The sequence below is a fragment of the Streptomyces albus subsp. albus genome, assembly GCF_000719865.1.
Lineage (GTDB): Bacteria > Actinomycetota > Actinomycetes > Streptomycetales > Streptomycetaceae > Streptomyces > Streptomyces albus_E.
On sequence record NZ_JOID01000008.1, the window covers coordinates 438,370 to 458,419 of the forward strand.

The following is a 20,050-nucleotide window of genomic DNA, read 5'->3' on the forward strand; positions in this document are numbered from 1 at the left end:
CCCGCACGGACCGGACGGGCCCCGTCCGGTCCGTGCGGGCCACCGCCCCGCGGCCGCCGCGAGCGGGCCGTTCGCCGAAAGTACGGCCGCATGTTCGGACGGGGCGACATGGATTCGGCCAGTCCGGATAGGCTGGCCGGATGACGCGAGCCGAGCAGCCAACAGGCGTGAGTTCCCCCTCGGACCACCTTGCCGCAGACTCCCGCGAACGCGCCGTGCGAGCCCTGCTGCGGTTCCCGCCGCTGAGGCGGCTGTGGAGCGCCCAACTCGTCGGCGGGGTCGGAGACGCACTGGCCCTGCTGGTCCTGCTGGTCCTGACCTATCAGGCCGCGGTGACGGCGGGGGCCTTCGGCGCCGGATACCGCGGTGCGGCCTTCGCGGTCGCGGCGGTGCTCGGTGCCCGCGTCCTGGCCACGCTGCTCTTCGGAGCGGTGCTTCTGGGACCGCTGACCTCCCTGATCGCGACCGGTGAGAAGAAGCCGGAGCGGGCGCCGGGGCAGGAGCCGGACGGGGAGTCCGCCCGGGAGAAGCCCGGGGAGCCCGCGGAGCCCGGGGAACCGGCCGAGCCGGGGAAGCCGGGGAAGCCGGGGAAGCCGGGCCAGGGCGCCAAGGGAAGCAAGACGCCGAAGAGGAACGGCGGCGGGAGCGCCGGCGGCGGACCGCTCGACCGCCGCTGGACCATGATGACCGCCGACGTCCTGCGGGTCGCACTCCTGATCGTCGCCCCGCTGTGGATCGACTGGACGCCCGGCGACGCCACCGCCGTCCTGCTCGTCACCGTCTTCATCACCGGCATCGCCGAACGCCTCTGGACCATCTGCCGGGAGAGCGCCGCCCCCGCGCTGCTGCCGTCCGTACCGGCGGGAGACGCCGCCGTACGGCCGCTTCCGGACAATCTCGACGCGCTGCGCCGGCTCTCGCTGCGCACCGGCTTCGTGGCGCTGCCGCTGGCCGCCGCGGCCTTCGCCGTCATCACGCTGTTCAGCAACCTGCTCGGTGCCGTCGTCGAGTGGTTCCATCTGCACCAGGCCGCGCTCGGCTCGTACGTCGCGGCCGGCCTCTTCGCCGCCTGTGTGTCGATCCTCTACTTCATCGAACTGCCCGCCGGGCGCACGCCCCGCGTGCGCTCACCCCTGGAAGGGCTGCGCCGGCCGAAGAGCGGCGGCGCGGCCGACAAGGGACGCACGGGCGCCGTTCCGCTGCTGGTGGCCGCCTCCGCGACCGTCGCCGCCGCGATCGCGGCCGCCGTCGCGGTGGCCCTGCTCCACATCGACGACCTGGGCGGCGGCCCGGTCGGCTTCGCCCTGCTCGTCCTGGCCCTGACCGGGGGCACCGTGCTCGGCATCCGCAGCGCGCCCAAGGTGCTGCCCGCGCTGTCGCGGCGGCGGATGCTCGCCCTGTCCCTCGCCCTCACCGGGCTGGCGCTGCTCGCGGTCGGTCTCACACCGGACCCGGCGACCGTGCTCTTCCTGGCGCTCGTGGCCGGCACCGCCGCCGGTGTCGCCGCCAACACCGGGCACACGCTGCTGGACCAGGAGACCGAGGAGAACCGGCGCGCCCGGACGACCGAGCATCTCCAGGCCGTCGTACGGGTGTTCGTCGCCATCGCGGCGCTCGCGGCACCGCTGCTCGCCGGGGCGATCGGGGCACACCGGCTGGAGAGCGGCTCGTTCGTCTTCGCGCACGGTGGCGCGGGCTTCGCGCTGATGCTGACCGGCGCGCTGCTGCTGCCCGTCGCCGCGCTCGTCCTCATCCGGACCGACGACCGGTCCGGCGTACCGCTGCGCCGCGATCTGCGCGACGCGCTGCGCGGCGGCGACCCGGACCGGCGCGCACCGGCCGGCAACGGCTTTTTCATCGCGCTGGAGGGCGGTGACGGCGCGGGCAAGTCCACCCAGGTCGAGGCGCTCGCCGACTGGATCCGCGCCAAGGGCCACGAGGTCGTCGTCACCCGGGAACCGGGCGCCACGGCGATCGGCAAGCGGCTCCGCTCGATCCTGCTGGACGTCTCCTCGTCCGGGATCTCGTCGCGCTCCGAGGCCCTGCTGTACGCGGCCGACCGCGCCCAGCACGTCGACAGCGTCGTACGCCCCGCGCTCGAACGCGGAGCCGTCGTCATCACCGACCGCTACATCGACTCCTCCGTCGCCTACCAGGGCGCGGGCCGCGATCTGTCGCCGACCGAGATCGCCCGGATCAGCCGGTGGGCCACCGACGGCCTCGTACCGCATCTGACCGTGCTGCTCGACGTCTCCCCCGAGACCGCCCGCGAGCGCTTCACCGAGGCGCCGGACCGGCTGGAGTCCGAGCCGCCCGAGTTCCACCAGCGGGTGCGGGCCGGGTTCCTGGCGCTGGCCGCGGCCGATCCCGCGCGCTACCTGGTCGTCGACGCCGGACAGGAGCCCGAGACCGTCACGACCGCCGTACGGCACCGGCTCGACCAGGTGCTGCCGCTCTCCGAGGCCGAGATCCAGGCCCGGGAGGAGGCCCGCCGGGCCGCCGAGGAGGAGGCCCGCCGCCGCGCCGAGGAAGAGGCCGCGCGCAAGGCCGAGGAGGAGCGGCTGGAGCGGGAGCGGCAGGAGCAGCTCGCCCGGCTGCGCGCCGAGGAGGAGGAGCGCAAGCGACGCGAGGCCGAGGAGGCCCGGGTCGCGGAGGCCCGCCGCCAGGCGGAGGAGGCCCGCCGGCTCGCCGAGGAGGCGCAGCGCCGCGCCGAGGAGGAACGCGCCCGGCGCGAGGCCGAGGAGGCACAGCGCCGGGCCGAGCAGGAGCGGGTGCGCCGCCAGCAGGCCGAGGAGGAGCGGCTGCGCCGCGAGGCGGAGGAGCGCCGTCTGGAGAAGCAGCGGAAGGCCGAGGAGGCCCTGCTGCGGGCGGAGCGGGAACGGCAGGCGGCCGAGGACGCGGCCGCCGCCGGCGCCACCGCCACCGGCGGTGACGCGGGCCGGGACGCTCGGGCCGTGCCGGACGACGCGCCGACGGTGCAGACGCCGGCGCCCGCGGCGGGCGAGGCGCCCCGCCGGGAGCCGGACGCACCGCGCTCACCGGAGGCGGAGGCCACGCAGCCCGTCCCCACCCCCCGGACCGACCGGCCGGTGCCGGACGCGGAGGAGACGGCCGTGCTGCCGCGCGCCTCCGAGACCGACGAGACGGCCGTACTGCCGCCGGTACCGGAGGCCGGCGCGGACCGGGGGAGCAACGCCGCCGACGAGACGGCCGTGCTGCCGCCCGTGCGCCCCGGGGGCGGCGAGCCGCGCGGTGACCGGAGCGGAGCGCACCCGGCGGAGCCGGCCCGTCCGGACCGGCCGGGTGACGCGGCGGACCGCGTACCGCCGTGGCTGTTCCGGGAGGAGGACGAGGGCGGCCGGACGGCCGGCCCGGGCGCGGGCCCGGACCCGGACGCCGAGCGGACCCGGGAACTCCCGCAGATCGGCGTGGACGAGGACACCGCCCGGGGCGCCACCGGCGACCGGGCCGGACGCAAGCGGGGACGTCGCGGCGGCCGGCCGCGCCCGGACTGGGCGGAGGAGACCCCGCTCGACGACCTGCCGACCCTGGCCGACGAACTCCTGGGCCCGAGGGACGACGAGGACGACGGCCGTCGGCGGGGAGGCCGCTGGGGCTGATCCGGCCGGCCGCGCCTGTCCGGTGCGCCAGGTCACCGATTGACCGGTCACACCGGTTCACCAGGTGACCGGTCCACCGAGCGCCCGGTCGGCCAAGCGCCGCCGGGCGCGGGTGTGCTGTGGCTGTCCGGTCCGGGCCCGCCCGTGCCGTCGGGGCTCGGCCGGAACTGCCGCGGCCAGGGGCTTTCCGGAGCCTCCGGGGGCGGTGGTCCGTACGAGCCCTGGCGCGGTGAGCCGGCACCGGGGACAACGCCCCGGCGGCGGTGCCCGGACGGGCGGCCGGCCTGCGCACGGCACGCCGCGAGGGGGTTGCTCCGGGCGCCCCGTGTCGCCGTGCGGCGCGCGTGCAAGCCAGTGGGCCCGGACGCCGGGGCGGCGGCCGGAGGGGTGGACGGCCGGACCCGGCGGCAGCCGGCGCAACGGCCCGGGACCGGCCGGTACGTCGCGGAGCGGCCGGGGCGGGACGGTCGAAGGGTGCTGCGGAAGCCGCCCCGCCCCCCGTGCGCAGGCGCGATGCCGTGGCCCGGCGCCGGTTGTCGGCGCGGTGCACCACAATGGGGAGCCGCGAGGGCGCACGGACGGAACCGGTGGAGAGGGGTGGCGGTCATGGCGGTGTGGGACGACCTGGTCGGCCAGGACCGGGTGACGGAGACGCTCACCGCGGCCGCCCGGGACGCGGACGCGTACGTCACGGCGGCGGAGGCCGCGGGCGCCGAGGAGCGCGCGGAGCACCGGTTCGGGACGGGCGGCCGCGACACCGCCGCGGCGACCGGGGCCGCGGCGGAGGCGAAAGCTGTCGCGGAAGCGGAAGCGGAAGCGGACGCGGACGCGCAGGCTCCGGCCCCGCACACCGAGCCCCCGGACGGCGACCGTTCGACCTCGCAGATGACCCACGCCTGGCTGTTCACCGGACCGCCCGGTTCCGGCCGCTCCACCGCCGCCCGTGCCTTCGCCGCCGCCCTGCAGTGCGTCAGCCCCGACCGGGCGCTGGGCGCGGCCCCCGGCTGCGGCTTCTGCGACGGCTGTCACACCGCCCTCATCGGCACCCACGCCGACGTGGAGGTCGTCCGCACGGATCTGCTCTCCATCGGCGTCAAGGAGACCCGCGAGCTCGTACGGCGCGCGCAGCTCTCCCCGTCCGGCGGCCGCTGGCAGGTGATCGTCCTGGAGGACGCCGACCGGCTCACCGAGGGCTCGGGCAACGTCCTGCTGAAGGCCGTCGAGGAGCCCGCGCCCCGCACGGTCTGGCTGCTGTGCGCACCGTCGGTGGAGGACGTCCTCCCGACGATCCGCTCGCGCTGCCGTCATCTCACCCTGCGCACCCCGCCGGTGGAGGCCGTCGCCGACCTGCTGATGCGGCGGGACGGCATCGAACCGGAGCTCGCCCACGCGGCGGCCCGCGCCACCCAGGGCCACATCGGCCGCGCCCGCAGGCTGGCCACCGACGAGCGGGCCCGGTCCCGCCGCGCCGCCGTGCTGAGGCTGCCGCTCCGCGTCGACGACATCGGGGGCTGTCTGAAGGCCGCCCAGGAGCTGGTGGACGCCGCCGCCGAGGACGCCAAGCAGGTCGCCGAGGAGGTCGACACCAAGGAGACCGAGGAGCTGCGCGCCGCGCTCGGCGCCGCGGCCGGGCCGGGCGGCCGGCTGCCGCGCGGCACGGCCGGGGTGATGAAGGACTTGGAGAAGCGGCAGAAGACCCGCGGCACCCGCACCCAGCGCGACACCCTCGACCTCGCGCTGACCGACCTCACCGGCTTCTACCGCGATGTGCTCGCCCTGCAGTTCGGCTCCTCGGTGGCCATCGCCAATACCGAGCAGCGCGACGCCCTGGAGCGGATAGCCCGCGGTTCGACGCCGGAACGGACGCTGCGCCGGATCGAGGCGATCCTTGCCTGCCGCCGCGCCCTGGACCGCAATGTGGCCCCGCTGCTGGCCGTGGAGGCCATGACGCTGGCACTGCGCGCGGGCTGACGCGGGCGCCCGCCTGCTCGGGCTCAGCGCCAGCTCGGGCGGTCTGTCGGCCTCGGCGTCCGGGTGCCCCAGGTGACCGCCTGAGCCCGGCCCTTGCCTGAGCCGGGGTCTCCGCGTGCTCGGGGCGTCCCGCATGGCCAGAGCGCCTGCGTGCCCGCGCGTCCCAGGCGTCAGCGTGCTCGCGCGCCACCTGCCCGGGTATCCCGGTGCTTCCAGGGGCTCGATCGGCACGGCCGTTCAGCGTCTCTCGCCCCCCGTCCGCCGTTCTCCTGCCCGCCGCTCACAGCCCCGCTGGCCCGCCGGTCCGGCGTCCCTCTGTCCGGCCACGCCCGCGCTCGCTCACTCGTACGGGCCCCATAGGCCGCGTCCCCGAGGGCCCTTACGGTTACGCTCCGGACAGAAGCCGCACATGGTCGCGCGCCGCCGGGGCGGTTCCCGGGCACCCGGTGGCACCACCCGCGCCGCGCGTGCCGCCCCGGTGGCGGCTCCGCGCCGCACGCGCGCCCCGCGCCCGCGCGCCGGCCGCTGTACGCCTTGCGCGCCGTACGCCGAGTAAGCGCCGCACACCGAGCAAGCGCCGCACACCGAGAACGCGCCGACCCGAGGGGTACCGATGGACACCAGCCGCCGACCGCTCCGGACCGCCGGTGCCCTCGCCGTGTCCGCCGTCCTGCTGCTCTCCGGCTGCTCCTCCGGCGCGGACACGGACATCTCGGCCTCCGGCCCCGGCGGTCCCGGCGGCCCCGGGCGCATGGCCGGCACCAGCGAGGTGCTGAAGCCGCTGCCCGCCGCGGTCCCCCCGGCCCTCAAGCCGTACTACGAGCAGAAGCTGCGCTGGCGGTCCTGCGGTGCCGCCGGCTTCCAGTGCGCCACCCTCAAGGCGCCCCTGGACTACGACAAGCCGGGCGAGGGCCGGGACGTCCGGCTCGCCGTGTCGCGCAAGAAGGCGAGCGGCCCGGGGAAGCGCCTCGGCTCGCTGCTCGTCAACCCGGGCGGGCCGGGCGGCTCGGCGGTCGGCTATCTGCAGGCGTACGCGGCCGTCGGCTACCCGGAGCCGGTGCGGGCCCGCTACGACATGGTGGCCGTCGACCCGCGCGGGGTGGCGCGCAGCGAGCCGGTGAAGTGCCTCACCGACCGGGCGATGGACGCCTACACCCAGGTCGACATCACCCCGGACAGCGAGCGGGAGACGGACGCGCTCGTCACCTCGTACAAGAAGTTCGCCGAGGGCTGCGAGCGGCACACCGGCGAGGTGCTCGGCCACGTCTCGACCACCGAGTCCGCCCGCGACATGGATCTGCTCCGGGAGGCGCTCGGCGACGAGAAGCTGACCTACGTCGGCGCCTCGTACGGCACCTTCCTGGGCGCGACGTACGCCGGGCTCTACCCGGACCGCGTCGGGCGGATGGTCTTCGACGGCGCGATGGACCCCTCCCTGCCGTCCGTGCAGATGAACCGCGACCAGACCGCCGGCTTCGCCACCGCCTTCACCGCCTTCGCCGAGGACTGCGTGCGCGGCGACGACTGCCCGCTCGGCGACAGGGGCGTCGACGACGCGCGCAAGCGCCTCCGGGCGTTCTTCGAGCAGCTCGACGCCCGCCCGATCCCCGCGGGGGACGGCCGGAAGCTGGGCGAGTCGCTGGCCACCACGGGTGTGATCGCCGCGATGTACGACCAGGGGGCGTGGCCCCGGCTCCGCATGGCCCTGCAGTCCGCGATGGAGGGCCGCGGCGACGCCCTCCTGCAGCTCGCGGACCTCTACTACGAGCGGGACGAGGACGGCTCGTACGAGAACCTGATGTACGCGAACCCGGCCGTCAACTGCCTGGATCTCCCGGCCTCCTTCACGAGCCCGGAGGAGGTGCGGAAGCACATGGCGTCGTTCCGGAAGGCTTCCCCGGTCTTCGGCGAGGGGCTGGCGTGGTCGGCGCTGAACTGCGCGTACTGGCCGGTGGAGCCGACAGGCAAGCCGAAGCGCATCGAGGCCGAGGGCGCCGCGCCGATCGTGGTCGTCGGCACCACCCGCGACCCGGCGACCCCGTACGTCTGGTCCCGCGGCCTGGCCGGCCAGCTCTCCTCCGGCACCCTGCTGACCTACGACGGCGACGGCCACACGGCGTACGGGCGGGGCAGCGGCTGCGTGGACCAGGCGGTCAACACCTACCTGCTGCGGGGCAAGGCCCCGGCGGACGGCACGAAGTGCACGTGAGGCCGGCCGGCCCGACCAGCCGGCCGTAACCCGGTACGGGGCACCCTCCCGCACTGTGTAGACTTGGCGCTGTTGCCGACACCCGCCGTGTGCCGCGAGGCCGGGTCGTCGCCGCAGCTCGCCGCCTTAGCTCAGATGGCCAGAGCAACGCACTCGTAATGCGTAGGTCTCGGGTTCGAATCCCGAAGGCGGCTCCACGGAAGCCCGGGTCACTGTCACAGACATGACCTGGGCTTTTTCGTGCCCGGAGCTGCAGAGCGGTTCTCCGCAACTCCCCGCGCCCGTTTGCCGGGTGATCGAGTTCCCCTCTCCGCCTCCCCCGGTCCGTCTCCCTCACCGGCCCGTCTCCCTCACCGGCCCGTCTCCCTCACCGGCCCGTCTCCCTCACCGGCGCGTCGCGTCGGCGAAGGCCGTCGAGGATGACGTTCATCAGAGGGCGTGCTCGTGCATCCCATGCGGCCCGGTCCAGTCGGCCGAGGCAGGCGATGAGCTGGAGGACCCCGTGGGCGTCCACGTCCGTGCGGAGGGAACCCGCCGCTTTCCCGGCGTCCAGCAGGACAGCGAGAGCGTCTTCGATGGGGTTGTGGCTGTGGGCGACCAGGGCCTGCCATGCCGCCGGTTCCAGCGCTGCCAGCACGCCGTGCTTGATCTCGGCGTAGTCGATCACTCGGTCGAGCCAGTGGCGCAGGGCTTCCACGGGCTCGTGCTCCGCCAGCAGGGCGGGGGCGGCGGTCACGAGTTCTTCGACGTCGCGCCGGTAGACCTCGGCGAGGAGCGCTTCTCGGTTCGGGAAGTTCCGGTAGAGCGTTCCCTGTCCCACGCCCGCGCGCTTGGCGATCTCGTTGAGGTGCACCTGGTCGGACTCGGCGAGGGCTGCGCGGGCGGCCTCCACGATGCGGGTCCGGTTCTGCACCGCGTCCGGACGGCGTGCCGACGCGCTCATGGGGTTCTCCTGATGGTCCGCCTCACAAGTGGACACGTGTCCGGTACGGTGGGGGTCGTAGCGGACACGTGTCCACTTTAGCTTGGAGGCAGCGATGCTCCCTCTCCACGGCAAGACCGTCGCCATCACCGGAGCCAGTGGCGGCATCGGTGAAGCCACGGCCCGTCTGCTCGCCCGGCGCGGCGCCGCGGTCGTCCTCGCGGCGCGCCGCCGCGAGCGCATCGACGCCATAGCGGAGGACATCCGGGAGGAGGGAGGTCGTGCCGCCGCCTGCGTCGTCGATGTCACGGAGGCGGACGATCTGCGGCGCCTGGTCTCCACCACCGTCGACCGGTACAGCCGGATCGACGTCCTGGTGAACAACGCCGGTATCGCCCCGATCGGCCCGCTGGCCGACCTCGACACCGACAACTGGTCGGCCATGATCGACGTCAACCTCCGCGGCATGCTCAACGGCGTCGCCGCCGCGCTGCCCGTCTTCCGCGAGCAGGGGGCGGGCCACCTGGTCAGCATCGTCTCCGTGGCCGGTCTCTCGGTGTCCCCCTCGATGGCCGTCTACGCCGCGACCAAGAACGCGGTGCGCACCGTCCACGAAGGGCTGCGCGCGGAGTCCACCGACGGGGTGGTGCGCACGACGGCCATCTCGCCGGGGTACGTCCGCACCGATCTCGCCGACTCCATGGCGGACCCGGACATCCGCGAGCAGACGCGCAGGACCATGGACGCGATGGGCATCCCGCCGGACGCGGTCGCCCGCGCGGTGGCCTTCGCCGTCGAGCAGCCCGGTGACGTCGAGATCGGCGAGATCAACGTTCGTCCCACCGTCCAGGCATGAGCCTGCTTCGGGAGCGGCGGATAACCGGGTTCCGGCCAGGTCGGCTTCGCTGAAGCGGATGCGGAGCATTTCGTTCCCCCTGATGAGCTCGGCCTTTGCGGTCAGCCGCAACGGCGTGGCCCGGCGTCACTGTCTGCGCCATGGTGGAAAGCACATCAAGCCGCCTGATGCGCATGATGACCGATTGGGCTCGCATGGGCATCAGTAAACCTGGAGGGAAGATCAGTTGAAGAAGGCGACGAAGCTGTTATCCGCCGTCGCGGCGGGGGTAATTCTGCCGCTGGGCGGTCTGGCAGGTACGGCTGCGGCCGGTTCGGTGAGTGATCAGGGGAAGAGCAGTGCATACGTCTCGACGGCGGCACCCGTCAGTGTGGACGCCGCCGCGGCGCCGGCCGGGTGCACGTCGACAAATGTCTGCTTCTGGGACGGGTACAACTACTCGGACGGTCCCGGAAAACTGTCCGGGTGGAACTCGAACTGGTCTGTTTTCAAGACCAGTAGGTGTTCGGACGGCGACTGGGAAAACTGTGCCTCTTCGGTCTACAACAACGGGACGAGTTGCAGTGCCGTTCTGTGGACTGGTCGGAGCTACAGCGGGTCCCGCCTCACTCTCGGAAGGGGTTCGGGCCAGACGCGCCTGAGCTCCACGATGAACAACGCGATATCGTCCAACAGTTGGTCTTGCTGACCGGGTGGATCGCGACTGGCTGGTGTCCGGGAACGCTGATCCTCGGACACCAGCCGTACGCACCTGCATGCTGGACCCAACTATTCACTGAGGGGTGTTCAGATGGCGCGCGTCCGGAGACCTGGTGGTGGCGGTCTGCTCCCCTGCGTGCTGGCGGGATGCCTTGTCCTCGCGGCGTGTGGGGTGTCCGAACCGGGTGCTGCGGAGGGGGAAGGGAGGGCTTCCGGACTCTCCGGCGCAGAGTTGGATCTGCTCACCCGGTCCGGATCCTACATACGGAGTGAGCGCGCCATCTTTCGAGCGGAATCAGAACTCATCGCGGCGTGCATGAGGGGCAAGGGATTCCCGTACAGAATGGAGGATCCCGGTCCGGCACCCGAGTCGTACGAGGGTCAACTGCTCGGCCTGGACGAGCGGCGCGAACGCGGGTACGGGCTCTACGCGCAGCACCTCAGTGCTCCCGGGACCGGGGAAGCGGAGGAGGGCGGCCTCCATTCCTCTGGCCTGACGAATGACGCATATGTTGCCCAGTTGCCCGAAGCGGAAGCGGCGGAATATCTGCACGCACTGCGCGGCAGTGCTTCCGACCGTCGCGAAATGCGGCTTCCGGACGGGCGGACGATCACCTTCTCGGGGAAAGGGTGCGAGGCGGAGAGCCGCGAGAAGCTGTTTGGAAGCATGGACGACTGGGCGGCCGCGGAACATGTCCCGCAGGCCCTTGACAATTCGCTCACGGACCGCGTGTCAGCAGACCCGGAGTACGCCTCCGCCATGCGGAACTGGAGAGAGTGCATGGATGGAAAGGGGTACTCCTACGAGGACCCCGACCACGCTTACCGGAAACTCGAGAGCGAGTACGGCGAGCGCGGCGCGAGCCAGGAGATGCGGCAGCGGGAGATCGACGTGGCGACGGCTGACGGAACCTGTGCCCAGAAAATCCGCATCCCGGCCACCGTTCTGTCGCTCAGAAAGCAGCACGCGGAATCCTTGCCTGCCGCCGACAAGCGCGGCCTCCGGCAACTCGCCCGGGTGTGGGCATCCGCGTCCGCGCAAGCACGGAAATTGACCGAGTGAACACGGGGGCGCGGAACCAGATGATGTCCCTGCGTTCATGCGAAGCCCGAGTTGAAGGACGGTTGATGAAGACGACGAAATCCTTAGGCGCCGTAGCGGCGGGTGTGCTCCTGTCGCTGGCAGGGCTGGCCGGGACACCCGCGGACGCTGCGGAATCTGCCGTGGAAGAAAAGTGCTCATCAGGGCATCTCTGTTTCTGGGCGGGGCCCAATTACACGGGTGAGCTGGTGAAGATAGCGGAACCGATCTCAGTCTCGGACTGGTCTGCCCTGCCCGCTTCCTGTCCGGCCGGGAACTGGTCGACATGCGTGTATTCGGTTTACAACAACGGGACGAGGTGCAAGGCCGTTCTGTGGACCGGTCGGAGCTACACCGGGTCCCGGCTCACTCTCGGACGGGGTTCGGGCCAGACGCGCCTGAGTTCCACGATGAACAACGCGATCTCGTCCACAGTTGGGCCTGCTGACCGGGCGGATCGCCGTCAGGGGGCCGGGCGCGTCCCTGGCTCGGGCAACCTCATCCTCACGCTCGACGGGAAACCGGCCGGGATGGCCAGCGGTGTCCCGAGTCTCCTCGCCCGCCGCCCGCCGCCCGCCGCCCGCCGCCCGCCGCCCGCCGCTCAGTCGTGCCGTGCGGCCGCCGCGCACAGCGGGGCGGCCAGGGTCCAGGCGGCCACCGTCGCGTACACCCGCCGGCCGCCGCTCACGACGGCCACCGGGGCGATGGTGCGGGCGAACCGCGTCACCTCGGCGAGGCTGTTCAGCGCCGCGGCGAACGCCACGAGCGCCACGCCGACCGTCCCGAGCAGCGTCACCCACCGCAGCTGGGCGGAGAGCAGGGCGGCGCCCCCGACCCAGCTCTGCCCCACGCCCTCGACCAGCGCGCCGGGCCCGAGCGCGGCCAGCGCGTCCCGCTTCAGCGGCCCGAGCGGCAGGTCCTCGCCCGCGGGGGAGTACAGCACCAGCACGGCGCCCCGGCGCCCCTCGACGGGTCCGCGGACCACACCGACCTCTCCGACGGAGCCCGGCAGCAGGGCGCGCAGGGCCGGTGCGTCCTCCGGCGGCGGCACGTCCTGGGAGCCCTTGCCGGAGGGCGCGCCGGGGCAGTCCAGGCCCAGTCCCTCCAGGGCCCGGCAGCCGCCCCGGACCGTGACGGCCTGCCGCACCGCCTGCGGGCCGTCCGGGCCCTCCCGTACCTCGCCCCGGCCGTTGGCCAGTCCCAGCGTCGAGTCGAGCACGACGGCCTCGGCCCCCGGGGGCAGTCTCCGCAGCAGCGCCGGGGTCCCCTCCTCGGCGCCGCGCGGCAGTTGGACGGTCAGCACGCTGTGCCCGAACCGCTCCCGCAGCTCCAGCGCGCCCTGGACGGAGACGCTGTGCATGCTCGGGTACACCTGCACCACGCTCAGCAGCCCCACCGCCACGACCACCCCGGCCACCAGACGCGACAGCGAGCCGGGCCGCCCCTGGATCCAGCGGCCCGCGAGCAGGGTCCCCGCATAGCCGCGGGCACGCCCCAGCGCGGTCACCGCGCGCCCGGCCGCGGACAGCAGCAGGGCGATGGCGGCCGGCAGGGTGGCCAGCGCCCCCACCGTGCCGAGCAGGGACACCAGCACCACGAAGGGGCTCGCCCCGTACGTGGCGAACGCCGTCGGCGACCAGCTCAGGATCCCCAGGAACACCGGGCAGAGCCCGGCCGCGAACTTCACCAGCCCTCCCCGCTTCCCCGCCTCGCGCGGCCGGGTGGACCGGCCCGGGCCCGACCGCTGGTGCATCAGCACCACCAGGGCCGCGAGCAGCACCGGGGCGGCGAGCAGCGCGCCGACCGACTGCCAGGCGTACGCCCGCATGTCGCCGGCCGCCAGCACATAGCCGACCCAGGGGATCCGCAGGTCGGAGGCGAGCGCCCAGCCGAGCAGCGGCAGCGTGAGCGCCGTGCCCATGAGCAGGGCGGGCGCGGCCTCGCCGACGCTGAGCAGGGTGAGTTGGCGGCGCGATCCGCCGAGCGCCGCGAGGAGCGCGGTACGGCGGTCGCGGCCCGCGGCCCCCAGGCGGGCGGCCACCACCGCGAACAGGGCCGCCGGCAGTCCCAGCATCGGGATCAGCATGCTGAGGAAGACCCACAGAGGGCGCACCGTGGACAGGTCTCCCATTCCCGCGGCGTCCTCGGCCCCGAATCCCGTGGCGAGCAGGGCGTGTTCGGCCGTGAGCCGGCCGGCGTCCGGCCGCGCGTACGCGAAGCGCTCCTCCGGGCCCGCGAGTCCTTCCGGGCCGATCCGTCCCGCGTCGCGCCCGTACCGGTCGCCGACCCCGTCGGCCGCCAGCGCGGGCGACAGCAGCGCCTCACCCGGCGCCGGCCAGCGCTCTACGCCGGGCGGCAGCGGGGCGCGGGGATCGACGGGTTCCACGAAGACGATCTCGGCCTGGCGGTCCCCGACATCGTCCAGATACTGCTGCAGTAGCAGCGGAGCGTCCCGCGCGGTTTGCCCCTCGCGCAGTTGCAGTACGGGAGTGCGGGCCGCGCCCCGTTCGGCGCGCTGCTCGTACGTGGCGAGCGTGGCCACCACGGACAGCAGCGTCACCGCCAGCGCCACCGTGGCGGCCACCAGCGCGACGAAGCGGATGCGGCCGTCGGCGGAGCCGCGCCCCGCGGCCCGGCCGATCCGCAGCAGTTGCTTCCCCAGCGAACTGCCGGCGCTCACCGGGTACCCCGCAGGGTTCGCGCGGTCCGCGCTGCCTGCGCCGCCTCGGCCGCCTCGGCTGCCTCGTCGACGAGCCGCCCCTCGCGCAGCGCGAACCGGTGGTCGGCACGGGCCGCCACGGAGCCGTCGTGGGTGACCACCAGGACCGCGCAGCCCCACTGCCCGGGCAGCGAGAACAGCAGGTCGGCGACGGCCTCCCGGTTCGTGCCGTCCAGTGAACCCGTCGGCTCGTCGGCCAGCAGCAGCGCGGGCCGGTTGACCAGCGCGCGGGCCACGGCGGCCCGCTGCCGCTCGCCACCGGACAACTCCGCCGTGGGCGTCCCTTCCAGGGGCACCCCCAGCTCCGTGAGCAGCCCGCGCGCCCGGCCGAAGGCCTCGTCCCGCTTGACCCCTGCCAGGAGCGCGGCCAGGGCGACGTTCTCCACGGGCGTCAGCTCCGGCAGCAGTTCGCCGAACTGGAACACCATGCCCATGGTGTCGCGCCGGTGCCGGGCGAGCCTGCGCGCGTTGAGCCGCGTGAGGTCCCGGCCGGCGGCGCGGATCTCGCCGGAGTCGCAGCGGATCAGTCCCAGCACGCAGTTGAGCAGAGTGCTCTTGCCCGTACCGCTGGGCCCGGTCACCGCCGCCGACTGCCCGGCCGGGAGCGCGAGATCCACGCCGTCGAGCAGGGTTCTGCCCGCGACGGAGTAGTGCAGCCCGCGGATTTCGAGGAGGGGGGTGGTCGGTGGCATCGTCGGTCTCTCTCCAGGCGGAACAGGGCGCGGGCGCGGCAAACAGGGCCCGCCGCGGCGGGCCCCGTTCCTGTACTCCGCTCAGCGGTTCTGCTGGACGGCGAGAAGCCGTGATCTCCGCGAACCACAGGCAACCAAGATCAATTCGAGCGCTGATGCTGCCATGCCCGTCGCGGTGCGTCCACACGGATTCGCTCAGGGCTCGTGGATGGCCGGGAAACTCATCGTCCTGAGGCGGTGACAGGCGTGTCGTCGATCCGAAGGCAGGGCTCCCGGAGACCTGGTGCTCCGATCCTACGTGTGTCGTAGTATCGGAGAATGCTCTTCGCCACGCCCGCCCTGACTTCGGACGACCGCCGTGTCATCGAAGAGATCGAAGCCTTCCGCACCGAATTCCGGCACCGTCTCGCCCAGCCGCGCCGTTGGGAGGGGCAGCTCCGACGGTCGCTCACGGCGGCCGCCGTTCGCGGATCGACTCATATCGAGGGCTACACGATCAGCGCCGACGAGGCGGAGACCCTGATCGCGGGCGGCGATATCTCCCCCGAGACCGATGAGGCCACTCGTAACGCGGTCATCGGCTACCGGGACGCCCTCACCTATGTGCAGCACGCCGCGGACTTCCGCATCTTCTCCTGGGACCACACCCTCTTCTCGGCCCTGCACTTCATGATGACCAGGGCCGCCGACAAGGAAGTGCGTTCCGGCGAGTACCGCAGCAGCGGCGTCTGGGTCTCCGGGGGCCCGAATCGTCCGCCGGTCTACACCGCCCCGGACCCTGAGCAGGTGCCTGCTCTGATGGACGAACTCATCCGCTGGCTCGCGGAAGGAGACCTGGACGCCCCCGCCCTCGTGCGGGCGTCCATGGCGCACTTCAACCTCGTCTCCATTCATCCCTGGTGCGACGGCAACGGCCGGATGTCCCGAGCCGTGCACACCCTTGTTCTGGCTCGCGACGGCGTCCTCGCCCCCGAGTTCTCCAGCATCGAGGAATGGCTCGGCGCGGACGAGTTCAACACCCGCGAGTACTACGCCGCCCTGCGGGAGGTCCGTACCTCCTGGCAGCCGGAGCGCGACACCGCCTCCTGGATCAGGTTCTGCCTCACCGCCCACCACCTCCAGGCGCAGGAGGTGCAGCGTCGTTTCGAAGCCGCGGCCCGGCTCTGGTTCCGCCTGGAGCGCCTCGCCGAGAAACACCGCCTCGACGAACGCACCGTCTCCGCGCTGTACGCCGCCGCGCAGGGGCACTTGCGGCGCACCACCTACCAGACCGAGGAGACGCTCACCCGCGACCAGGCTCTCGCCGACCTCCGCAGGCTGCGTGGCCTGGGTCTCATCGAGCCCGTCGGGCATGCGCGTACACAGCGGTACATCGGGGGCCAGGTGCTTCGCGGGCTCCGCGGTGAAGTCCATGCGGAGGTCCACGCCGACTTGTACCGCGAGCCGTACGACAGGCCCTGAGAAACGGATCCCGCCGGTGAAGTTCAGGCCGGGAGGGCGCCGGTCTTCACGGCGGTGACGAAGGCCGACCAGTCGGGGGTGGGGAAGACCAGGGCCGGGCCGTGAGGGTTCTTGGAGTCGCGGACCGGGACGCCCGTGGGGTGGTTGTCCATGATCTCGAGGCAACTGCCGCCGTCGTTGTTGCTGTACGACGACTTGCGCCAGCCCGTGAAGGCGCCAGCGTCCTGGATCACATGTTCAGTCATGGTGTCCGAACTCCTTCGCGGTCGCCTTCATCAGAGCCAGGGACTCCTTCTGCGGGAGCGCTTCGCCCATCGCGAGAGCGTAGGCGCCGTTGATGCGCTCGACCAGAGCCGGGGACTCATGGAGCTTGCCCATGAACGTGCCTTCGCTGTAGGCGACCGGCGGTTGGTCCTCGAACCACATCAGCGTCACCATGCCCATCAGCAAGGGGTGGCTGCCCAGGCCGAGCGGCAGGACGTGAACCCGGACCCGGCCGCATTCCGACAGGCGGACCATGTGTGAGATCTGTTCGGCCATGATCGCGGGCCCGCCGACCGGGCGGCGCAGCACCGACTCGTCCAGCAGGGCCCACACTACGGGCGTCACCGGATCGTTGAGGATCTTGGCCCGGTCCAGGCGTGTGACGACGAGGCCGTCACATTCCTCGTCGCTCCGAGGGGGGAAGCTCGTTGAGAGAACCGCACGGGCGTACGCCTCCGTTTGGAGAATGCCCGGGACGAAAGACAGCGCGAAGTCGCGGATCACAGTCGCCTGTTGTTCGAGGAGGCGGGCCGGTTCGAAATAGTCGGCGACGGCCATCTCCGTCTGCGGAAGGAAGTTGCTCAGCACGTCCCCCGTGTTCAGCGCCTTGTCCAGGCGGCGGGCGTCGTCCCTGGACGGGATACGGCGGCCCGCCTCGATGTGCGAGATGTGCGAACGCGTCATGATCGCCGCGTCCGCCAGTTCCTGCTGCGTCATCCCGGCGGCCTCGCGCTGTGCCCTGAGCCAGTCTCCGTACGCGTTGCCCATCGTCGGCCCCCTTGTGTGACGCATACCCCGTCACCTGCTGTTATCTGGCGAGCCTAGCCGGAGTGGTCTCACAGTGTGAATGGATCGCTACAGAGCGACAGATGAGACCTCAGGTGTGCAGGAGTTGAACATGCTGGATCGGATGGCCCGCGTCTGCGAACCGTTGTGGCGGTTCCTGTGGTGGGTGGTGGTCGGGGTGGACGCGGGTGCCGGGCCGGGGCGGCATCGGGCGGCTCGGGTGCCCGGGGTGTCCGGACAGCCCGGGCCGTCCGGGCCACCGGGGCCGCCCGGCGTGCAGGGGGTGCTGCTCGCCCCGTACGCCCCTCCGCCCGTGGTGCCGTTGCCGCACGGTGCCATGGTTCGCCGGGCGGCCGGCCCCGGCCCCGGTACCGGACGTCCGGCCGCCTGCGTCTGTGCGGCCGCGCCGTCGCCGGGCGAGCGGCCGCGGCGGCGGGTGCTGTGGGTGGTCGAGGACGGGTTCGGGCTGGCGGCCGGGCCGGGGTCCGGGCCGCGTCCCCTCCGTACCCGGGTGGTGGCCCGGTGAGCGGCGAGCCGGGAGTGGCGCGGCTGCTGCCGTGGTCGAACGAGGGCAAGCCCTGCTACCTGCTCGGCGGCGGCAGCGGATACGTCTCGCGGCTCGCCGACGAGATGGAGCGCGTGCAGCTCGGCATGGCCGGTGACCTGCTCGGGCACGCCGCCGACCTGCTCGGCGACCGGCGCGCCACCCCGCCGCAACTACGGTTCCTCGCCGCCCGCCTGGCCGAGTCCTTGCGCGACGTCCACCGGATCGCCGAGAGCCGCGGCACCCGGCTCGCCGTACGGGAGGAGAGCGGCTCGGGGAGCGACGCACGGCCCGACGGGCGATGTTGAGACGTTCGCCGCGCGAAGCCCTCATGGGACGAGGGAGAGCCGACGGGCCGTGCCACCTGTCGTGCCAATGGATCCGGGGTGCGGAGCAACCTCCCTGCGTCCGACGAACTCCGTCAGCCCCGAGACGAGCCGTGGTGACGAAAGGCCCGGTGGCGGTGAACGGTGGGCTTCCGCCCCGCCTGCTGCCAGTCGGCCGAGCGCCCGGAACACCAACACGCCGAGCGTCACGAGGACCACCCGGGCCGGCCCATTCCGGGGACCCCGCCCGTTACCCGAGGAACCCGGACCACGCGCGGAAACAGCCGCGCCCCGGCCGCGGCACGCCGCTGCCGAACGCTTGACGGAATCCTGGCGCCTTCCGCCTCGTGCCTGCATCCGTACGGACGGCCCCTGGTGAATGCTGGAAGTCCGCGGCCACCGCGTCGGGCGCCGGACCGGGGGAACACGAAGGACCGGCGTCCACCGCCGCCCGCGGTGTCCGTCCGCCGTCCGTAGTCCGCCGAGCGGCAGGTGAGGAGAGGGAGCCGTCGTGTACGACACGGAGGTCGCCATCGTGGGAGCCGGTGCCGCCGGGCTGTCGCTCGCGTACCGGCTGTGCGCGGCCAAACCCGGAGGGCGGCTCGGGCCCGAGGTGACGCTCGTCGACGCACCGGCCGGGCCGCTCCGGCCCGCCGAGCGGACCTGGTGCTTCTGGGAGGAGCCCGGCGGAGAGTACGACGACGTGCTGGCCGCCTCCTGGGACCGGCTGCGGGTGCGCGGGGCCGGCGGAGCCGAAGTCGTCGGGCAGCCCTCACCGCTGCGGTACAAGATGCTGCGCTCCCGGGACTTCGAAGCAGCGGTGGAGCGGCGGCTCGGCCCCTCCCCCTTCTTCCGGCGCCTGACCGCCGAGGTCGGCGAGGTGGCGGAGCTGCCGCAGGGCGCCGAGGTGCGCGGCGTCACCGCGGGCGGCGGGCCGGTGCGGCTGCGGGCGCGCTGGGTGTTCGACTCCCGCCCGCCGCGGCGGCTGCCGCCCGCGCGGACCGTGCTGCTCCAGCACTTCCGCGGCTGGTTCGTCCGCACCGAACGGCCCGTGTTCGACCCGGCGACCGCGGACCTCATGGACTTCCGGACACCGCAGCCCTCGCACGGACTGTCGTTCGGCTACGTCCTGCCGACGGGCCCGCGCGAGGCGCTCGTCGAGTACACCGAGTTCTCGGCCGCCGTGCTGTCCCGCGAGGAGTACGAGCGCGCGCTGCGGCATTACCTGACGGAGGTGCTGGAGACCGGGCCGTACGAGGTGACCGCCACCGAGCAGGGGGTGATCCCCATGAGCGACGGACGCTATCCGCGGCGCGCCGGGCACTCCGTGTTCCGCATCGGCGCCGCCGGGGGCGCCACCCGGCCCTCCACCGGCTACACCTTCGCCGCCGTCCAGCGGCAGACCCGGGCCGTCGCCGAGGCGTACCACCAGGGGCGCACGCCCGTGCCGCCCTCGCCGCACCCGGCGCGCTCACGCGCCATGGACGCGGTGATGCTGCGCGCGCTCGACAGCGGGCGGGTGGACGGCGACCGGTTCTTCACCGGTCTCTTCGAACACGTGCCCATGGAGCGGCTGTTGCGCTTCCTCGACGGGCGCACCCGGGTGCGGGAGGACTTCGCCATCGGGCTGCGCACCCCCGTCCTGCCCATGCTGCGCACGGTGGCGGAGCTGCCCTGGCTGCGCAGACGTTCCGTTGCCGTGTCCCTTCGGCCCGGCGACACCGACGGTGGCGGCGGCGCGGACGCGGACGCCGGTACCGATGGCGGGCGAGCCGTGACGCGGCGTGCCCCGCGTCCGGATGCCGACGCCGACGCCGACGCCGACGCCGGTGCGGACGGCGGGCGGCCGTGACGCGGGGCGACCCGCGTCCGTTCCTGTCGTGCCCGTCCCGTCTTTCCG

At 73.4% G+C, this 20,050-nt stretch carries 14 protein-coding genes, 1 tRNA gene and 1 pseudogene; 11 read left to right on the forward strand and 5 right to left on the reverse strand.

Annotated elements, in window-relative coordinates:
• Positions 1-140 precede the first annotated feature (140 nt).
• The 4 genes from tmk (at position 141) to IF83_RS0110790 (ending at position 7,997) form a co-directional block, all read left to right on the forward strand.
• Positions 141-3,620 (forward strand): dTMP kinase, encoded by a 3,480-nt coding sequence (tmk, locus tag IF83_RS0110775; RefSeq protein ID WP_037679440.1) that lies wholly within the window; start codon positions 141-143, stop codon positions 3,618-3,620.
• Positions 3,621-4,226: 606 nt separating this feature from the next.
• A complete protein-coding gene (locus IF83_RS0110780; RefSeq protein WP_030543870.1) occupies positions 4,227-5,591 on the forward strand; it encodes a DNA polymerase III subunit delta' in 1,365 nt (454 codons plus the stop codon).
• Positions 5,592-6,204: 613 nt separating this feature from the next.
• Positions 6,205-7,800: an alpha/beta hydrolase gene (locus tag IF83_RS0110785; RefSeq protein ID WP_030543871.1), complete on the forward strand. Its 1,596-nt coding sequence runs from the start codon at positions 6,205-6,207 to the stop codon at positions 7,798-7,800.
• A 120-nt stretch (positions 7,801-7,920) separates the two neighbouring features.
• Positions 7,921-7,997: transfer RNA gene (locus tag IF83_RS0110790), tRNA-Thr, on the forward strand.
• A gap of 170 nt (positions 7,998-8,167) precedes the next feature.
• On the opposite strand, the gene IF83_RS0110795 is transcribed toward IF83_RS0110790, so the two are convergent.
• Entirely contained in the window at positions 8,168-8,743 is a 576-nt protein-coding gene (locus IF83_RS0110795) for a TetR/AcrR family transcriptional regulator (protein ID WP_030543872.1), read from the reverse strand.
• Positions 8,744-8,837: 94 nt separating this feature from the next.
• On the opposite strand from IF83_RS0110795, the gene IF83_RS0110800 reads away from it, so the two are divergent.
• The 4 genes and pseudogenes from IF83_RS0110800 to IF83_RS35555 all read left to right on the forward strand — a co-directional run.
• Complete coding sequence (locus tag IF83_RS0110800) at positions 8,838-9,578, forward strand: SDR family oxidoreductase (RefSeq protein WP_030543873.1); 741 nt, start codon at positions 8,838-8,840, stop codon at positions 9,576-9,578.
• 370 nt (positions 9,579-9,948) lie between these two features.
• Positions 9,949-10,266, forward strand: a complete 318-nt coding sequence (locus IF83_RS35550; protein WP_369404422.1) for a peptidase inhibitor family I36 protein — start codon at positions 9,949-9,951, stop codon at positions 10,264-10,266.
• Between the two features lie 354 nt (positions 10,267-10,620).
• A complete protein-coding gene (locus tag IF83_RS0110805; protein WP_030543874.1) occupies positions 10,621-11,340 on the forward strand; it encodes a hypothetical protein in 720 nt (239 codons plus the stop codon).
• Positions 11,341-11,405: 65 nt separating this feature from the next.
• Positions 11,406-11,708, forward strand: a pseudogene (locus tag IF83_RS35555) (peptidase inhibitor family I36 protein); the annotation flags it as partial.
• Between the two features lie 251 nt (positions 11,709-11,959).
• On the opposite strand, the gene IF83_RS34280 reads toward IF83_RS35555, so the two are convergent.
• Positions 11,960-14,038 carry a hypothetical protein gene (locus IF83_RS34280; protein ID WP_030543875.1) on the reverse strand — a complete coding sequence of 693 codons (2,079 nt, stop codon included), beginning with the start codon at positions 14,036-14,038 and terminating at the stop codon, positions 11,960-11,962.
• Complete coding sequence (locus tag IF83_RS0110815) at positions 14,035-14,769, reverse strand: ABC transporter ATP-binding protein (protein WP_051722637.1); 735 nt, start codon at positions 14,767-14,769, stop codon at positions 14,035-14,037. Before IF83_RS0110815 ends, IF83_RS34280 begins: the two co-directional genes overlap by 4 nt.
• 318 nt (positions 14,770-15,087) lie before the next feature.
• Here IF83_RS0110815 and IF83_RS0110820 point away from each other — a divergent pair, with 318 nt between their 5' ends.
• Positions 15,088-16,230 carry a Fic family protein gene (locus IF83_RS0110820; RefSeq protein ID WP_030543877.1) on the forward strand — a complete coding sequence of 381 codons (1,143 nt, stop codon included), beginning with the start codon at positions 15,088-15,090 and terminating at the stop codon, positions 16,228-16,230.
• 23 nt (positions 16,231-16,253) lie between these two features.
• On the opposite strand, the gene IF83_RS0110825 is transcribed toward IF83_RS0110820, so the two are convergent.
• On the reverse strand, positions 16,254-16,475 hold the full coding sequence (locus tag IF83_RS0110825) for a DUF397 domain-containing protein (protein ID WP_030543878.1): 222 nt from the start codon (positions 16,473-16,475) through the stop codon (positions 16,254-16,256).
• Positions 16,468-17,262 (reverse strand): helix-turn-helix domain-containing protein, encoded by a 795-nt coding sequence (locus IF83_RS0110830; RefSeq protein ID WP_030543879.1) that lies wholly within the window; start codon positions 17,260-17,262, stop codon positions 16,468-16,470. The genes IF83_RS0110825 and IF83_RS0110830 overlap by 8 nt, the downstream gene beginning before the upstream one ends.
• 540 nt (positions 17,263-17,802) lie before the next feature.
• On the opposite strand from IF83_RS0110830, the gene IF83_RS0110840 reads away from it, so the two are divergent.
• A complete protein-coding gene (locus IF83_RS0110840; protein ID WP_030543881.1) occupies positions 17,803-18,132 on the forward strand; it encodes a hypothetical protein in 330 nt (109 codons plus the stop codon).
• Between the two features lie 529 nt (positions 18,133-18,661).
• Positions 18,662-20,002 carry a lycopene cyclase family protein gene (locus tag IF83_RS0110845; protein WP_078843351.1) on the forward strand — a complete coding sequence of 447 codons (1,341 nt, stop codon included), beginning with the start codon at positions 18,662-18,664 and terminating at the stop codon, positions 20,000-20,002.
• Positions 20,003-20,050: the final 48 nt, after the last annotated feature.

Excerpts from the sequence above, each read along its gene's own strand:
- tmk (WP_037679440.1), top strand. The coding sequence starts at position 141 with ATGACGCGAGCCGAGCAGCCAACAGGCGTGAGTTCCCCCTCGGACCAC.
- IF83_RS0110780 (WP_030543870.1), top strand. The coding sequence starts at position 4,227 with ATGGCGGTGTGGGACGACCTGGTCGGCCAGGACCGGGTGACGGAGACG.
- IF83_RS0110785 (WP_030543871.1), top strand. The coding sequence starts at position 6,205 with ATGGACACCAGCCGCCGACCGCTCCGGACCGCCGGTGCCCTCGCCGTG.
- IF83_RS0110795 (WP_030543872.1), bottom strand. The coding sequence starts at position 8,743 with ATGAGCGCGTCGGCACGCCGTCCGGACGCGGTGCAGAACCGGACCCGC.
- IF83_RS0110800 (WP_030543873.1), top strand. The coding sequence starts at position 8,838 with ATGCTCCCTCTCCACGGCAAGACCGTCGCCATCACCGGAGCCAGTGGC.
- IF83_RS0110805 (WP_030543874.1), top strand. The coding sequence starts at position 10,621 with ATGGAGGATCCCGGTCCGGCACCCGAGTCGTACGAGGGTCAACTGCTC.
- IF83_RS0110815 (WP_051722637.1), bottom strand. The coding sequence starts at position 14,769 with ATGCCACCGACCACCCCCCTCCTCGAAATCCGCGGGCTGCACTACTCC.
- IF83_RS0110820 (WP_030543877.1), top strand. The coding sequence starts at position 15,088 with ATGCTCTTCGCCACGCCCGCCCTGACTTCGGACGACCGCCGTGTCATC.
- IF83_RS0110825 (WP_030543878.1), bottom strand. The coding sequence starts at position 16,475 with ATGACTGAACATGTGATCCAGGACGCTGGCGCCTTCACGGGCTGGCGC.
- IF83_RS0110830 (WP_030543879.1), bottom strand. The coding sequence starts at position 17,262 with ATGGGCAACGCGTACGGAGACTGGCTCAGGGCACAGCGCGAGGCCGCC.